Origin of the sequence: Lederbergia sp. NSJ-179, assembly GCF_022867885.1 — a bacterium.
GTDB lineage: Bacteria > Bacillota > Bacilli > Bacillales > Bacillaceae_C > Lederbergia.
Map to the genome: position 1 here is coordinate 1 of NZ_JALIFP010000023.1, position 16,029 is coordinate 16,029.

General features: G+C 39.6%; 10 protein-coding genes and 3 pseudogenes. 10 read left to right on the forward strand and 3 right to left on the reverse strand.

The annotated features are described in order from the left end of the window. Positions 1-101: 101 nt before the first annotated feature. Positions 102-446: pseudogene (locus MUB24_RS15485) on the forward strand (YeeE/YedE thiosulfate transporter family protein); the annotation flags it as partial. A gap of 82 nt (positions 447-528) precedes the next feature. On the opposite strand, the gene MUB24_RS15490 reads toward MUB24_RS15485, so the two are convergent. After that, positions 529-1,737: a cytochrome P450 family protein gene (locus MUB24_RS15490; protein WP_244705625.1), complete on the reverse strand. Its 1,209-nt coding sequence runs from the start codon at positions 1,735-1,737 to the stop codon at positions 529-531. 422 nt (positions 1,738-2,159) lie between these two features. Here MUB24_RS15490 and MUB24_RS15495 point away from each other — a divergent pair, with 422 nt between their 5' ends. The 6 genes and pseudogenes from MUB24_RS15495 (at position 2,160) to ltaS (ending at position 9,971) form a co-directional block, all read left to right on the forward strand. Further along, positions 2,160-2,483, forward strand: a complete 324-nt coding sequence (locus MUB24_RS15495; RefSeq protein WP_244705627.1) for a hypothetical protein — start codon at positions 2,160-2,162, stop codon at positions 2,481-2,483. A gap of 178 nt (positions 2,484-2,661) precedes the next feature. Further along, a complete protein-coding gene (locus MUB24_RS15500; RefSeq protein ID WP_244705629.1) occupies positions 2,662-2,898 on the forward strand; it encodes a hypothetical protein in 237 nt (78 codons plus the stop codon). Continuing rightward, positions 2,864-3,367: pseudogene (locus MUB24_RS15505) on the forward strand (ABC transporter substrate-binding protein); the annotation flags it as partial. The gene MUB24_RS15500 and the pseudogene MUB24_RS15505, both read left to right, overlap by 35 nt. Before the next feature lie 44 nt (positions 3,368-3,411). Beyond that, complete coding sequence (locus MUB24_RS15510) at positions 3,412-4,863, forward strand: glycoside hydrolase family 32 protein (RefSeq protein WP_244705631.1); 1,452 nt, start codon at positions 3,412-3,414, stop codon at positions 4,861-4,863. A 148-nt stretch (positions 4,864-5,011) separates the two neighbouring features. Further along, positions 5,012-7,666, forward strand: coding sequence for a glycoside hydrolase family 32 protein (locus tag MUB24_RS15515; protein WP_244705633.1), 2,655 nt, complete (start codon positions 5,012-5,014; stop codon positions 7,664-7,666). A 385-nt stretch (positions 7,667-8,051) separates the two neighbouring features. Then, entirely contained in the window at positions 8,052-9,971 is a 1,920-nt protein-coding gene (gene ltaS, locus MUB24_RS15520) for a lipoteichoic acid synthase (protein ID WP_244705713.1), read from the forward strand. A 96-nt stretch (positions 9,972-10,067) separates the two neighbouring features. Here the strand turns inward: ltaS and MUB24_RS15525 are convergent, their stop codons facing one another. Further along, positions 10,068-10,499: a hypothetical protein gene (locus MUB24_RS15525; RefSeq protein WP_244705635.1), complete on the reverse strand. Its 432-nt coding sequence runs from the start codon at positions 10,497-10,499 to the stop codon at positions 10,068-10,070. Between the two features lie 373 nt (positions 10,500-10,872). On the opposite strand from MUB24_RS15525, the pseudogene MUB24_RS15530 reads away from it, so the two are divergent. The 3 genes and pseudogenes from MUB24_RS15530 (at position 10,873) to MUB24_RS15540 (ending at position 14,713) form a co-directional block, all read left to right on the forward strand. Continuing rightward, positions 10,873-12,922 (forward strand): annotated as a pseudogene (locus tag MUB24_RS15530) (catalase). Between the two features lie 223 nt (positions 12,923-13,145). Then, positions 13,146-13,331, forward strand: coding sequence for a hypothetical protein (locus tag MUB24_RS15535; RefSeq protein ID WP_244705637.1), 186 nt, complete (start codon positions 13,146-13,148; stop codon positions 13,329-13,331). Continuing rightward, a complete protein-coding gene (locus tag MUB24_RS15540; RefSeq protein WP_244705639.1) occupies positions 13,328-14,713 on the forward strand; it encodes an amidase in 1,386 nt (461 codons plus the stop codon). Before MUB24_RS15535 ends, MUB24_RS15540 begins: the two co-directional genes overlap by 4 nt. Positions 14,714-15,472: 759 nt before the next feature. Here MUB24_RS15540 and MUB24_RS15545 read toward each other — a convergent pair. Next, on the reverse strand, positions 15,473-15,670 hold the full coding sequence (locus MUB24_RS15545; RefSeq protein WP_313898459.1) for an SDR family oxidoreductase: 198 nt from the start codon (positions 15,668-15,670) through the stop codon (positions 15,473-15,475). Between the last annotated feature and the right edge of the window lie 359 nt (positions 15,671-16,029).

Genomic DNA, 16,029 nt, shown 5'->3' on the forward strand with positions numbered 1-16,029 from the left:
GATAAAATTAACAATTAAGGACAATGACCGGCTTGCGAAACTACGCCTTTAAGGCGTTGCCAGTAACATGCCCTTACAGGGCTGAGTCAAACCACCCGTTGAACGGGTGGTCTGTGATTTCTTCTGTTTTCATGGATTCAACCAGTGTTATAAATTTTGGGATCATTCTTGGAGCTTTTATTGCCTCTTCTTCTGGAGGATTATTTAAACCTAAGAAATTCAAAATGGGGGTAGCACTTGCTTCTCTTGTTGGAGGTTTATTGATGGGTTATGGTGCTCGACTTGCCTTTGGGTGTAACATTGGAGCGTATTTTAGTGGGATTGCCTCTTTCAGTCTGCATGGTTGGATTTGGGCAATTATGGCAATCATTGGAACCTTTGTTGCCTTGTACATCCGCCCGCTCTTCGGGTTAAGTAACCCAAACAAAAATGATTCATTTTGCTAAGTGTTGGTTACTGAAACGAGCAGTCCGATAATATTTATTCATCGGACTGCTCGTTTATTTGCCAACGGGGACACTATTTTCTCTAAAAAGACGAACCATCTAATAATAGCGGTAATTCTCTTACTCCCCTAACAATCATTCCCGCTCTCCACTCGAGATCATTTGGGTCAGCATTCATTCGGGCATTTGGATAGCGTTTGAAGAAACTGGTAATTGCAATTTCACCCTCTAAACGTGCAAGCGGTGCCCCTAGACAGGCGTGGATACCTTTTCCGAATGCCAAATGTTTATTTTTCTCTCGGGTGATGTCGAGAGTGTCTGGATCAGTAAATTGATCAGGATCGTGGTTTGCTGAATTCAGAACTACAATGACCAGCTCACCTTTCTTCATCGACTGCCCTTTAAATTCCATATCTTCCCCCACCCAGCGGGATGTACTAAACTCAACAGGATCATTATATCGGAGGGTTTCTTCAATGGCAGTTTTGATTAATTCAGGTTCCTTTTTTAGCATTTCCAATTGATCCGGGTTTTCTAATAGAGCCATGATGCTATTGCCGATAAAGTTCACGGTTGTCTCATGCCCGGCAATTATTAATAATGACACGACACCATATAACTCTTTTTCTGTTAGTTGATCACCTTGCTCCTCGGCAATAATGAGTTTACTAATCAAATCATTTTCCGGATTTTTGCGTACAGCTGCGAACCGTTGTTGCAGGTATTGGGTGAAATCGATCATATGTTGTTCCAGATTCTCTGAGTATTTACCACCCGAACCCTCAATCATAGAGTTAGACCAGATACGGAATTTATCTCGATCTTCGGCAGGAATTCCAAGCATTTCACAGATGACGATAATCGGAAGCGGGAAGGCAAACTCATCAATCAGATTCATTTTATCTTGTCCAGCGGTTTCTTCAAGCAGTTCATCAGTGATTTCCTGAATACGATCCCTCATTCCTGCGATCATATGTGGTGTAAACGCTGTGGAAACAAGTCTACGTAATCGTCTATGATCCGGCATATCAGCAAAAAGCATATTTTCACTAAATATACTCTCATGATCTTCACTATTATTATTAAGTTTTCTAAAATCTTTGATAAACTTTTGACTTTTTAATCCTTCAAGTGCATCTTCGTACCTTGTGATGATCCATGCATATTGCCCGTCGGGTAGCAATACACGGGCAACTGGTTCATCCTCTCTTAGCTGTGCATAGGCAGGGTAAGGATCTTTTATAAATGCTTTTGTAAATAGTGTCCTCTTTAGGGAATCATCAACGCTCATTTAAGTATATCTCCTTCCAAGAAAAGAAGTCTCATTACTAATTCTATCTTATCATACTATAAGGAGGAAAATGGCATTTTTTTCCTATCACCCTTTTTTAAAAGGTAGGAAAGAAAATTTGGCTAGTGTGAGATCCAGCTCCAGCGCCTAGCCCCTCGAGGTCAAATAACCTGAGCCAATAAAAGTCAAACCCGGACTTTTCTTGTCTCAGAACATTTGCTTGTCGGGGCTGACCAAGGCGCTTGCGCTCTTCTTATTACAAGGAAAATGTTACAAAAAAGTGCAAAGGGAGGGGGGTGAAAAAGGTTATCCAGATCACTTTTTATAAACTGAGTTTTAAATATTAGGGTTAGGATTAAGGCAAGATAAAATGGTATAATAAAATATAGATAAGATAGAACGGAGAAGGAGAGGGAATAAAAGTGGAACAAAATGCTGTTGTACAAGCAATACTGGAATTGTCGGATCAATTAAAGGCAACGGAAGAAAAGTTTATGGATCAATTAAAGGCAACGGAAGAAAAGTTTATGGGGCAGTTAAATGCAACAGAGGAAAAGTTTATGGAGCAGTTAAAGGCAACGGAGGAAAAGTTAACTGAGAAAATAAATGCAGTCGATGATAAACTGGATTCAGTAGAAAAGAACTTAGGCGAAAGAATTGATAAAGTAGATGCCAAAATTGCGATTTTGGCAGACGACATGGTGTCAACAAAAGCAGATGTTATTTTGCTGAAAAAGGCGAAATAACGCATTTGCAAACTTTATGAGAAGCTTGGCTTTTCAGCCTAAAAATAAAGCGGAATCCTAAACTACAGTGGTTGTTATTGTAATGGATCATTCATTCATAAAGTGAACGAATGGTATGGACTGCAATCCTAGGAACTGAATATTCACTACTTAGGAAAAGCAGTTTTTTAAGTTAACATTGGTTACATCAAAATACAAATTAGCATCTTTCGATATTGATTGGAAAAATTATACACATGATGCCTTTATTGAAAAGAGAAATTTAGCCCTTGCAAGTGGAGAATTACCGGATGCCATTTTGGATGCGGGTTTTAGTAACTATGATTTACTAAAATATGCTAAAGATGAAACGATTATCCCGGTGGAAGACCTTATTGATCAATATAAATTTAGAGCTGACAGCGAAATGGATTGATCAGCTATATGAACCTCATCAATCTGTGCAAAATAACTGGGGGACTTATGGTGATACAAAACAGCAAAATATTTTTGAATATGATAAAGAAGCTGATATGTTAAAACATCTTCCATTAGAAGGAACAGCACCAGTAGAATTAAGGGAAAAAACTAATGTTGCAGGGCCTTTAGCCATACTGGATGAATATTATGGGACTGTTACAACAATGCCTGATGATGCTGCTTGGAGATTAGATTTATTGCAAGAATATATTGTCCCTTATATCAAAAATGATAAATATTATCCAAATGTTTTCTTTTCATTAGAAGAAACAGATGAATTGTCGAAGATAGAAACAGATCTATTTGATTATGTGAATAGAAAACGCGCTGAATGGATTAAAAATGGAAAGATAGGTGAAGAATGGGACGATTATCTAAAAGAACTTAAACGGTTTAATCTCGATAAATGGATAAAAATTAAATAGGATGGATATGACAGAACGGTCAATCATCAATAGGAGGCAAGGCATTGGAGATTATTAAACTTGAAAAATACAGACCGATATTGCATTTTGCACCTCAGAGAAATTGGATGAATGATCCAAATGGTTTAGTATTTTTTAAAGGTGAATATCATTTATTTTTTCAACATAATCCGAATGATAGTAGACATGGCCCCATGCACTGGGGCCATGCCGTTAGTAAGGATTTGATTAAATGGGAAGAATTGGATATCGCTTTATATCCGGATGAACATGGGACGATCTTTTCAGGGAGTGCCGTTGTCGATTGGGATAATACATCTGGATTTTTCCCCGAAGAGCCAGGTTTGGTGGCTATTTTTACTCACCATTTAGAAAGGGAAAATCAAACGCCTATCCAGACACAAAGCTTGGCTTATAGTCATGATCAAGGAAGAACATGGATAAAGTATGCCGGCAACCCAGTGCTGAAACATCCCACTAAAATTGATTTTAGGGATCCAAAAGTATTTTGGGATGAAGCTAGTCAAAGCTGGATTATGGTATTGGCGACGGGACAAACGGTATCGATCTATTCTTCTCCTAATCTAAAAGCTTGGAAATTTGAAAGTGAATTTGGTGAGAATATGGGTTCACATGATGGTGTATGGGAATGTCCAGATTTATTTGAATTAAATGTAGACAATTCAAATGAAAAAAAGTGGGTTCTCTTCGTCAGTATTGGAGATAATCCTCAATTTGAGACAGGCTCGCGCACGCAATACTTTGTTGGATCTTTTGACGGAAATAAATTTGTGCCCGAACATGAGGATATGAAATGGTTGGACTTTGGAAAAGACAACTATGCAGGTGTTAGTTTTTCGGATATTCCTAGAGAGGATGGGCGAAGAATTTATCTTGGTTGGATGAGTAACTGGCGTTATGCTAATCATGTACCGACAGAAGGCTGGAGAAGTCAGATGACCTTGCCTAGGGAATTGATGCTTAGAGAAACTGGCGGGGATTTTCATATTGTTCAAAAAGTGGTAAGAGAACTGGATACGTACTTCACCACAAAAGAAGAAATAAGTAATGTCATCATTGGTACGGAGGATACCAACATCTATGAGCTTGATTCAGAGTATGCCGAAGTCGAACTCATATTAGAAAGTGTAGACGCTAGTCAGTATGGATTGACGATACATCATACGAAAAAACAATATACAAGGATTACAATCGATAAAAATGAAAATATATTATTATTGGATCGAAAAAACTCAGGGAAAGTGGATTTTTCCGATAATTTTTCAAGAGCACAAAAGGTGAAACTTGAGGATACGAACAAAATGAAGCTACGAATCATTATGGATTCGTCATCTTTAGAATTATTTATCAATGAAGGAGAACAAGCATTAACGAGTTTAGTCTATCCTGAAAAGGCATGTGAAAGTATCTCCCTTTTCACAACGGAGGGAAAAGTAAATGTCGTGCATGGAAAGTTCTCTATCCCTTCCATTTAAAGAAACATCAAGACTGCAGCCAGAGGAACTGTTTCATTTATACCTCTGGCTGTTTTTGTGAAATTTTCATAGGCTGAATATGAATCTGCGAGTGATTGTGAATACCTTTTTTATTGAAGGAGTATGTCTGTGAGGAGGAGGCGACCATATGTATAGGATAAAAAAAAGCTTTGTCCCCATTTTTGTTATAGTTATGGTGATATTATTAGGAAATGATTGTGTGAATGCAAAGGATTCCAATAGAACGAAAGGGGAAGAGGAATTGAAGCGCATAGATGCGGACGATTATTACACGGAAAAATACCGCCCACAATATCATTTTTCTACAGAAACAGGAAGGCTTGCGGATCCAAACGGACTCGTTTATTTCGAGAGTGAATATCATTTGTTTCACCAGAAAATGGGGACATGGGCACATGCTGTAAGTAAGGATTTGGTCCATTGGGAGCATCTTCCCATTGCCTTAGAGCATGATGAGTTAGGACAAGCCTTATCCGGAAGTGCCGTAGTAGATTGGAATGATTCAACTGGTTTTTTTAATGGAAAACCTGGTTTGGTAGCCATTTATACGAATACAGACGGTGGTGAGGCTCAAAGTATTGCTTATAGTAAAGATAATGGGCGAACATGGGAACGTTATAAGGGGAACCCAGTCATTGAAAATCCTGGTATGAAAGATTTCCGAGATCCGAAGGTATTTTGGCATGAAGAATCTAAAAAATGGGTGATGGTTGTCTCTACGAATCAAAGTGTTACTTTTTATAATTCGGATAATTTACTAGATTGGGAATACCAAAGTCGTTTTGGAGATAGAGAAGGCTCCCATGTGGCTGTGTGGGAATGCCCAGATTTATTTCGATTACCTGTGGATGGAAATGAAGATAACCAAAAGTGGGTACTTCATGTAAGTGTTGGCGATAATCCTGTGACAGATGGTTCCACTGCGCAATATTTTATCGGGGAGTTTGATGGAAAGCAATTTGTGAATGATAATCCACCTGAAAGTGTTTTGGTAACGGACTTTGGCCAAGACTATTATGCAGCCCAGTCCTTTGCAAACATTCCTGAAGAGGATGGGCGTAGGGTGTGGTTAGGCTGGATGGCCAATTGGCGTTATCCATACCAATCCCCTACAGAACCTTGGATGGGGTCCATGTCGATACCGCGGGAATTGTCATTAAAAACCACGGAGGATGGTATCCGTCTATTCCAAGAGCCCATCCGTGAACTAAAAAGTATCCGTGCGACTGAGTATTCTGTGGATGCCTTTACATTAGAAGGTGAACGTGAAATCAGTGATTTCGCTGGGACTACTTATGAATTCGAAGCGGTCGTTGAATGGGATCAAGTGAATGAGTTTGGCATTCGTCTCCGGCAATCGGAAACAGAGGAAACGGTGGTAGGAGTGAATACTGATACGGAAACTGTTTTTCTTGATCGAACCAACGCAGGTCTGGAGACTTTAATCGATCGCGATGGTAAACTGTTTCAATTTGGTAAGCGGTTTGAAACAAACTTTTCCAAGGATCGAAAACAGTTAAAAATTCATGGTTTTGTCGATGAATCCTCTGTAGAACTGTTTGTGAACGATGGAGAATATGTGTTTACCAATCTGATTTACACAAAACCGACAAATAAGGGAATAGAACTATACACAAAGGGCGGTCGTGTGGATATTGTTTCACTCGATTTCTATCATTTACATTCTATCTGGCGTGAAACACCTGATGACGGAGAAATCGATAGAATGGCTGTCAGTGAAGAAAATGTGGAATTAGAGGTCGGGGAGTCGATCGAACTTACTGCTCACGCTAAACCAGATTGGTTATCTGTGACGGAGCCGTTTGTGTGGGAAGTAGCTCAATCAGATCTTATCCAAATAGATGATATAGATGAAAAGAAAGTAAAAATAACTGGTGTTCAGTTGGGAGTAACGACTGTAACAGTTCGGGATCCCAATCGTCATAAATCGAAAGAAATCATTGTTAGAATTTTGGAAGACAAAGATTCAGATTATATAGATGGCTGGGGACCTTCTCCAATAACCGGGGCATTTTCGGGAAAATGGGACATTATCGATGATGAAAGTGTAACAAGTCGTGTGGAATATAGCCCTGACTGGAAAGAAATATATAGAGACGAAGTGGTTACGGGTGATTTCAGTGTCTCTGCTGATATTGAATGGGTGAAACAAGGAAAGGAAGGATTTCCTAAATACGGTATTACAATTATGGATGAAAAAGGGACAATTGTATCGGCCTTCTTTAATAAAGATATTCATCAATTAGAGACCTTTATGAAATATAGTGACCGAGAACTAGGCTGGGAGGGGGCCGACTTACCAACCAATGTAAAGCTCTATGAACCACAAACATTGAAAGTTGAAAAGACAGGAGATGTTTTTCGGTTCTACTTAAATGGAGAAAGAATGCTGGAAAGAGTGATAGAGATGAATGGAAACATAAGTGTAGGAGTGATAAATGAGAATACGAAAGCTAATTTTACGAATTATACTATAGCTGATGAGAATACACCTCCAGTAAATAATGCAGCCGATCTAAAGGAAATGATTGAGCGTTTCGGAGAAGATGGGGAGTTTAGTAACGATAGTGCTCATGCTTTAAAAATTCATTTAACCGCTGTAGGGCACTATGAGGACAAAGGAATGGCCAAAAAAGTAGTCAAACACATGGAAAGGTTTAAATTATTACTAGACCATCAGCACGAAAACGCATGGATTTCCGAAAGAGCATATACCATCCTTACGAAAAATGCTGACTTGATCATAGCCAAATGGGAATAAACCCAAGGTGGAGAAGTACCTTGGTATATCGTAAGATGTATGGGACAAATATATCCTTTCATTTTTGAATAAATATCGAATATCTTGCTCATTTTATGTAAGCTGAGCTGGAAAAGGGCTTCATTCTTTTGATGTTTTTTGTTAATATAGAATGAAAACATTTTTAGAATAAGGAAGGGGATGGGTTAGGTGCTTATGTGTCATTTTTGTCTCAGAAAAGCTTAAAAAATGGACGTAAGCGATTCAACGGAATATCATTTCATTGAAATCAAAAAGTAATGTTTTATAATATAGAAAGTGGGTAATATGAAAAAAGTGTATTTATGGATGGGATCAGTTTAACGATTGCAATATACGGAAGGGAGAATGTAACGCGGTGAGCATAATGAGGAAGTTTTTAACGTCAAAAGCTGGTTTCTTTTCCGTTATCGTCCTTTGCTTTTGGATTAAATCGTATATTATCTATCAGGTGGAGTTTGACTTAGGAGTTAACAATATATTGCAACAATTCCTGTTGTTCTTTAATCCACTTAATTCAGGGCTAATCTTTCTCGGACTAGCTTTATTTGCGAGAGGAAGGAAGGCTGGGGTTTGGCTACTTTCCATCTATACAACATTAAATCTGCTCCTTTATGCGAATGTCGTTTATTACCGTTTTAATAGCGATTTTATTACTGTTCCGGTTCTTACTCAAACAGGGAACTTCGGAAGTCTTGGAGGAAGCATCGCTGATTTAGTTGCTTGGCATGATCTTTTTTACATGGTTGATCTCATTCTGTTGCTTGTTTTCTTTATCAAAACAAAAGCGAACTGGTCTACAGAACGTTTGCCCATGCGGAAACCATTGCTAGTACTCGTTTCAGGTGTCTTTTTGTTTACGGTTAACCTAGGTTTAGCAGAAATTGATCGCCCGCAATTATTAAAGAGAACATTTGACCGAAATTATATTGTGAAATATCTAGGTGCGTATAACTTTATGATTTATGATGCGGTTCAAAGTTTTAATTCATCCAAGCAACGTGTCCTTGCATCCAGCGATGATATCACTGAAGTGGAAAATTATACGAAGAGAAAGTATGCAGAACCGAACCCAGAATACTTTGGGAAGGCTGCCGGTAAAAATATCATTAAAATCCATCTTGAGTCCTTTCAATCTTTTTTGATTGATTATAGGTTAAATGGGGAAGAAGTGACCCCTTTCTTAAATTCCTTAGTCCATGATCCAGACCAAAATTTCACCTATTTTGATAACTTTTTTCATCAAACCGAACAAGGGAAAACAGCGGATGCAGAATTAATCATGGATAATTCCTTGTACGGACTGCCACAGGGTGCTGCCTTTGTGACAAGAGGAAATAACACGTACCAGGCATTGCCAGCGATTTTGCAGCAACAGCAAGGATATACAAGTGCCGTCCTTCACGGGGATTATAAATCTTTCTGGAACCGGGATGAAATCTATAAACACTTTGGGATTGATCATTTCTTTGATGCCAGTTACTATGACATGGCTGATGAAAAGGTCATTGGATATGGTTTGAAAGATAAGCCATTCTTTGAGGAATCGATGCCCTATCTTGAATCTTTGCCGCAACCATTCTATGCTCATCTTATTACATTGACGAACCATCATCCTTATAACATTGATGAGGAGGATGCTACGATTGGGCCAGCATCGACAGGAGATCCGTCTGTGGATCGCTATTTCCAAACGGCTCGTTATTTGGATGAGTCATTGGAACAATTTTTCAATAGCTTAAAAGAATCTGGTTTATATGATGATTCCGTCATCTTCCTGTATGGTGATCACTATGGCGTATCGACGAATCATAACCGGGCCATGGAGGAATTGCTTGGGGAAGAGATTACGAAACTAAAATCTGCTGAACTGCAACGTGTTCCCTTTATGATTAAAATTCCCGGAGTGGAAGGTGGCGGCATTAATCACGAGTATGCAGGGCAAATGGACGTCATGCCAACACTCTTGCATCTATTGGGCATTGAAGCGCGCGATTATATTCAATTTGGAACAGATCTTTTCTCAAAAGAGCATCAAGACTTTGTCCCTTTTAGAAATGGGGACTTTATGACGGAGAAGTTTAGTCGGGTAGATGGGGTTTACTATGACACTCAAACCAAAGAAGTGATTGAAGAACCGACAGCAGAAATGGAAGAATTGCGGGAAACCATCATCCGTGAGCTAGAATTATCTGACCAAGTGTTATTTGGAGATCTCCTACGGTTCTATTCACCGAACAAAGAATGGACTCCAGTTGATCCGACGCAATATAGGTATGGAAAATAAGGAGCCAATTCCCACTTCTTTAAAGTGATGAATTTGGTGCCGATCATTTAAAAGGGACACCAGAAAGTCAGTCAAAGCTGGCTTTCTGGTGTCCCTTTATTCATCGGTGAACATGCCTTCTGTCACGTACTCTGTCTCATTTTTAAACATACGGACAATGTAATTACCTGGTTCGAATTCGCCGTCTTCGTCGACTAGGTGAAACTCGTATAGAAAACGATCCCAGGTTGGATCAACGGATATATCCCATTCCTCATAAATCGTTTCACTGTCATCTTCGTCTTTCAGTAGGGTGAAATGGATAGCGGTTGTTTTAAGCTCTTCAGATACATAGGCTTCAAATAAAATATCTTCGTCTTGGAGAAAAACATTCTTTTCCTCTTCGATCCCATCTTCAAATGTTCCTGTACCGAAAACAATTCCTTTTTCTTCCGCCAACAAAGCAGCAAGCAAACTACAGCCCGATAACATGGAAGCAAAAGCAGCAATCAATAGCACTTTTGCGACGGTTAATAAAGACCTTTTCATCCTTTATTTTCCCCCAATATGGACTCATCCCACCCGTTTTATGTTGCCCTTATTATTTTTATGATAGGTCTCCCTTGGTCAGATGTAAAGACGCCCTTAGACTTAAAAATTGAAAAAACTGGATAAAGGAAATTTAAAAATAGGGGGGCCGATAAAGATCATGGCAATGTTCTAAGTTTAATAAAAGTTCATATTTATATAAGTAGGGCTTATAGTGAGTGTTCAAAAAGGAGGATAAAAAGGACCAAGAAGTTCGAGGCGGCGCAGCTTTGAGCAGCGGAAAAGCAAGCCAACGAAGAAATTTACAGTGTCATTTTTACCGGACTTTTTGAACAACCTCCTATAAAATTTCACGGTAAGGAAGGGTGATAACATGGATAAGTCATCAAGAAACAAAAAGCCTTTTAAAACAAATGCTAAACAGAAACAATTAGATCAGTACCGTATACAAAACACAGGGAAACCAATGACGACACAGGAAGGAAAAAAAAGATCACAAAGATCAGGACCAATTAAAAGCCGGGGTACGCGGTCCTGCATTACGTCAAGATTATGAGTTTTTTGAAAAAATGTCCCATTTTGTCCATGAGGAGATACCGGAAAGAATAGTTCATGCAAGAGGTTACAGTGCTCATGGAGAGTTTGAATGTTATCAGTCCATGAAACATGTGACAAAAGCGTGCTTTTTACAGGAGGCGGGCAAAAAGACGCCATTAACGACTCGCTTTTCTACTGTACAGGGGCCTAAAGGGTCCTATGATACAGCAAGGGATTTACGCTGTCAAGGTGTTAAGCTTTATACAGAAGAAGGAAATGTCGATCTGACCACGATTGCCATGCCTGTATTAATTAATCAAGATGCGATGAAGTTCCCAGATGCGATGCATGCATACCAATCTAAGCAGGATGATGATATACCAACGGCTACCGGTGCACATGACAGGTTTTGGGATTATGTGGCCAATAATCCTGAAGCACTTCATATGGTGCAGTGGATTATGTCCGATCGGGGCATTCTAAGAAGCTATCGAATGATGGAATCATGGTCCATTAATACGTACCTATTTGTCAATGAACAAGGAGTCGCTACCTTTATGAGGTATGTTTGGAAGCCTGTCCTGGGTGCTCACTCTCTGCTTCAGGATGAGGCAATAAAGCTAGGTGGCATAGATCCCGACTTCCATCGAAAAGATCTGCGAGAGGCAATTGATCGAGGAGCGTATCCTGAATATGAATTAGGCGTCCAGTTGATTCCGATGGAGGATGAATTCAAATATGATTTTGATATTCTAGACCCTGCGAAATTTTGGCCAGAAGAGCTCATCCCAGTTCAAAGGATTGGGAAGATGACATTAAATCGAAACATTGATAACTACTTTACGGAGTCAGAACAAGTCGCATTTAATCCTGCGAATGTTGTTCCAGGAATTGATTTTTCCAATGATCCTGTCTTGCAGGGAAGGTTAATGGCGTATAGAGATGCACAACAACACCGACTTGGCAGTGCCAATTACGTTGAGTTACCCATTAACAAGCCACTCTGCCCGTTTCATAATAATCAGCGCCGAGGCTATATGAGACAGCGAATCGATGTTGATCAGGTAAACTATCACGAAAATTCACTGGCAAATAACACGCCATACACGGTGCCCCCAGAAGAGGGCGGCTATGAAAGTTATCCGGAGAAAGTAGATGGCTACAAAATTAGAGCCAGAAGCGAATCGTTCAAGGATTACTTTTCTCAACCGAGAATATTTTGGAATAGCATGACACCTGTTGAAAAGCAACACACGATTGAAGCGTTTAGCTATCAACTAGGAAAAGTAAAAAGCGAATCCGTTCGCCAGCAAAACGTTGATCAGTTGGTGAATGTAGATCAGGAACTGGCTTATATCGTTGCGGATAATATTGGTGTCGATCGCCCAAAAGGAACCCATGTCCCTATTTCAACAAGGTACCCTTCTCTTAGCCAGGCCAATACCCCTCGTTATGCCTACACACAAACAGTAGGTGTACTAATTGGTAATGGTTTTAACGGTAAGGAGGTAACAACTGTGCTAAACTATCTACAACAAAATGGTGTTTTTATAAAGAGAGTAAGTGAACAGCTAGGTACTGTCACGGGCGCAGATGGCACAAAACTTAAAGTTGACGAAACATTTCTCACATCAAGTCCTTACCTGTTTGACTCGCTATACGTCGTTGGCGGCAGCTCTAGAAATGAAGCAAAATTCCATCAAGATGTTATGTCTTTCATAAGAGTAGCATTCAGTCATTATAAACCAATTGGTGTTGCCACAACTGCACAATCCCAGTTTCAAATAAAATCCGCAGCGGGCGTTGTTTTTGCCGGAAACAATCCTAACTTTGGGAAAGACTTTGTCTCTGCGATCGCTCAGCAACGCTTTTGGAATCGAACATAGTATTGTTGACAAGACAAGGGGACATGAGATTATCTAGATGTATGTTGCTAGGGAAATATCTAGAAGTATTTCCCTGTCCATCTTCTATAAAATCCAGTTATTGTCCTCTAAAAATAGAATGTATATGTAATAGGACCAATACTCAAGGACTTTTCATACTGGTTCTGTCTTCATTACCCCTTTCATATCATCAATACAATGATACAAAAAGGGAGGTACGTTAATGAATGATACAAATTTTATAAGACGAGGCTTGTCTTTACAAAATTTTCCTGCTTATGAAACAGACATCCCCTATATTTATCGGATACTAAACACAATCAATCGGACTCAAGCATCCCTTGAAGCATTCCCTTTTCTAAACGAAGAAGTCCCGATTATGGTTGTGGATAAGGAGTTGTTGCAATGACGGATTTATCCTTTTTAACGGCAACAGAACTTGCCCCCTTAATCAGGGCGAAGCAATTGTCTCCTGTAGAATTAACCAAACATCTATTACGCCGTATAGACGAGTTTGATCCGATCCTCCGCACATATATCACGCCTCTTCACGAATCAGCCCTAAAACAGGCTAGAGAAGTTGAAACGGACATCATGCACGGACTATATAAAGGGCCTTTACACGGAATTCCATTCGGAATCAAGGACAATTATTATACAAAAGGCATACGCACGACAGCAGGCTCTAAACTGTTTGCTGATTTCATTCCTACTAAAACAGCTACAACAGTAAAAAAACTGCTTAGAGCAGGTATCATTATGTTAGGAAAACTAAACATGCATGAACTTGCCGCTGGATCCACTGGTACTAACCCATTCTTTGATACGACAAGAAATCCTTGGAACGTCGAGTATATGCCAGGTGGCTCAAGTGGCGGCAGTAGTGCCGCCTTAGCTGCCGGGCTCACAACCATTGCAACTGGAACAGATACTTTTGGCTCCATCCGCTTACCAGCTGCCATGTGTGGTATTTACGGGTTAAAACCAACCTATGGGCTCGTTAGCAAGTATGGTGTTTTCCCTACAGCGCTGTCATTGGATCATGCTGGACCGATGGCACGATCCGTTTCAGATTTGGCCTCCACGCTTCAGTACATGGCAGGCTATGATGCAAATGATCCCACAAGCCTTCATGTTCCCATTCCTTGTTATACCGAAGATCTAAATAAAGAAATGAAAGGAGTAAAGATCGGTATTCCTACCTATTATCTTGAGGGATTAGACCCAGATGTAGAAAGCCTTTTTAACCATGCAATCGTAACACTAAAAAGTTTAGGAGCTGAAATAAGAGAAATAGAGATACCCGAATTATCGTTATCTACGTTTTCAGGCTATGTAATTGTGCCCGGTGAAGCCTCTACTTTTCATTACGAATGGTTACAAACTCGTTCAGAGGATTATTCCACGGACATCCGGTCCTTCTTTCTATCTGGTACATTAACGAATGCACCACAATACCTGAAAGCCCAGCAAGTTCGAAGAAGGATGGTAAAAGCGTTTCATAAAGCATTAGAAAAAGTCGATATTATGCTCGGTCCGACTATCCCGACCACAACCCCAGCATTTGTCAAGAATTGGGTTGATCAAAATTTAGAGATGATCAGACGCTGCCTGCCTTTTACTGTCCCTGCCAATTTAACAGGTGCGCCAAGCTTATCCGTACCGATGGGGTTAGATAAAAGAGGGCTTCCTGTCGGCATGCAATTTATTGGAAATCATCTTGCAGAAAAAGAGTTACTCCAACTTGGGCATGCGTGGGAGCGAATTCAACCATTGTCTATTCGAATGTAAGATAGGCTCATGTTCTTATTTATGGATCAATCAATAACGGCTTGTAATAGACAAATAGTGAAAAAGGGGACAAAGGAAAGATCTTTATCAAATCAGATTTTTTAGATAATAATCAATGTGGCCAGAGGATTAAGTATGAAAGAACAGAAGAAATACATTGGAAGTAATAAAAAAAGATGGAAACAAAAACAAATGGATATATAATCCTGAATTATTCATCGCCATGTTCTGTATCCTTCGGCGTTCCTGTTATAACGGCATCTTTTAAGCCATTAAGGGCATCACCAAATAAGTGAAAGAAAAACACATGAAAAGAAGCCCGATTTTTTTGTAATGTTAAAAGTGACTAAATTGTAGAGTCTCAAGGAAAATCATACAAAGTGTGGGGACAATTTTACGATTTCCCTCAGATTTCGGTCTCATAGAATTGGTCTATGTGACCATTTTTGCGACCACAGCCTGATTTTGTTCTCATAGAATCGGTCTATGCGACCGTTTTTGTGACCACCACCTGATTTCGGTCTCATAGAATTGGTCTATGTGACCATTTTTGTGATCTCCACCTGATTTTGGTCTCATAGAATCCGCCAATGTGACCGTTTTTGCGATCTCCACCTGGTTTTGGTCTCATAGAATCGGCCAATCTGACCATTTTGGCGACCTCCGTCTGATTTTGGGCGCTATGAATCAGTATATCTATTGGAAATCGTACTGAATGACCTAATCGGTAACCTTGCTTGCTTACATGTATTGTAGGAATCATTCGTCAGCTGTTCTTCCTCCGTCGATTACCAAAGAATGTCCGGTTACATAAGACGATTTATCCGAACACAACCAGATAATAGCCTCTGCAATCTCTTCCGTTGTGCCAATCCTCCGCAACGGGTGCAGATTATTCAGTTTTTTCGTTACCCGGCCTACCCAAGGGTGCCCGGTAAACCAGGGAGCCTTTTTAATATAGTGTTAAAGAGCTTTTGAGATGACTGTAGGAGACAAGTAGATGGATAATAGGCTTGACCGTCTGGAAAAAGGTCAGTATGAACTTAAGAAATCTTTTAGACATAATGCTACTTTGATCACCGGAGAATTTTACTGATATTCGTAGAGATTTAAGAATAAAGACCGAAGATCATCAAGTATAGAAAACTGATTATAAAAAGGTAAATGGTCTGAAGGACTAGAGAATCTAGATTTACACCGAATTTAGTTGGTAATAGTCCGTTGGTAGGGATTTATAAGGCTTCGATTTTATTAAAATAGACATTTTTTGGTATTATAAGAGGAATTTGTATATTAAACTCGAATTATACGATATA

Excerpts from the sequence above, each read along its gene's own strand:
- MUB24_RS15490 (WP_244705625.1), bottom strand. The coding sequence starts at position 1,737 with ATGAGCGTTGATGATTCCCTAAAGAGGACACTATTTACAAAAGCATTT.
- MUB24_RS15515 (WP_244705633.1), top strand. The coding sequence starts at position 5,012 with ATGTATAGGATAAAAAAAAGCTTTGTCCCCATTTTTGTTATAGTTATG.
- ltaS (WP_244705713.1), top strand. The coding sequence starts at position 8,052 with ATGAGGAAGTTTTTAACGTCAAAAGCTGGTTTCTTTTCCGTTATCGTC.
- MUB24_RS15525 (WP_244705635.1), bottom strand. The coding sequence starts at position 10,499 with ATGAAAAGGTCTTTATTAACCGTCGCAAAAGTGCTATTGATTGCTGCT.
- MUB24_RS15535 (WP_244705637.1), top strand. The coding sequence starts at position 13,146 with ATGAATGATACAAATTTTATAAGACGAGGCTTGTCTTTACAAAATTTT.
- MUB24_RS15540 (WP_244705639.1), top strand. The coding sequence starts at position 13,328 with ATGACGGATTTATCCTTTTTAACGGCAACAGAACTTGCCCCCTTAATC.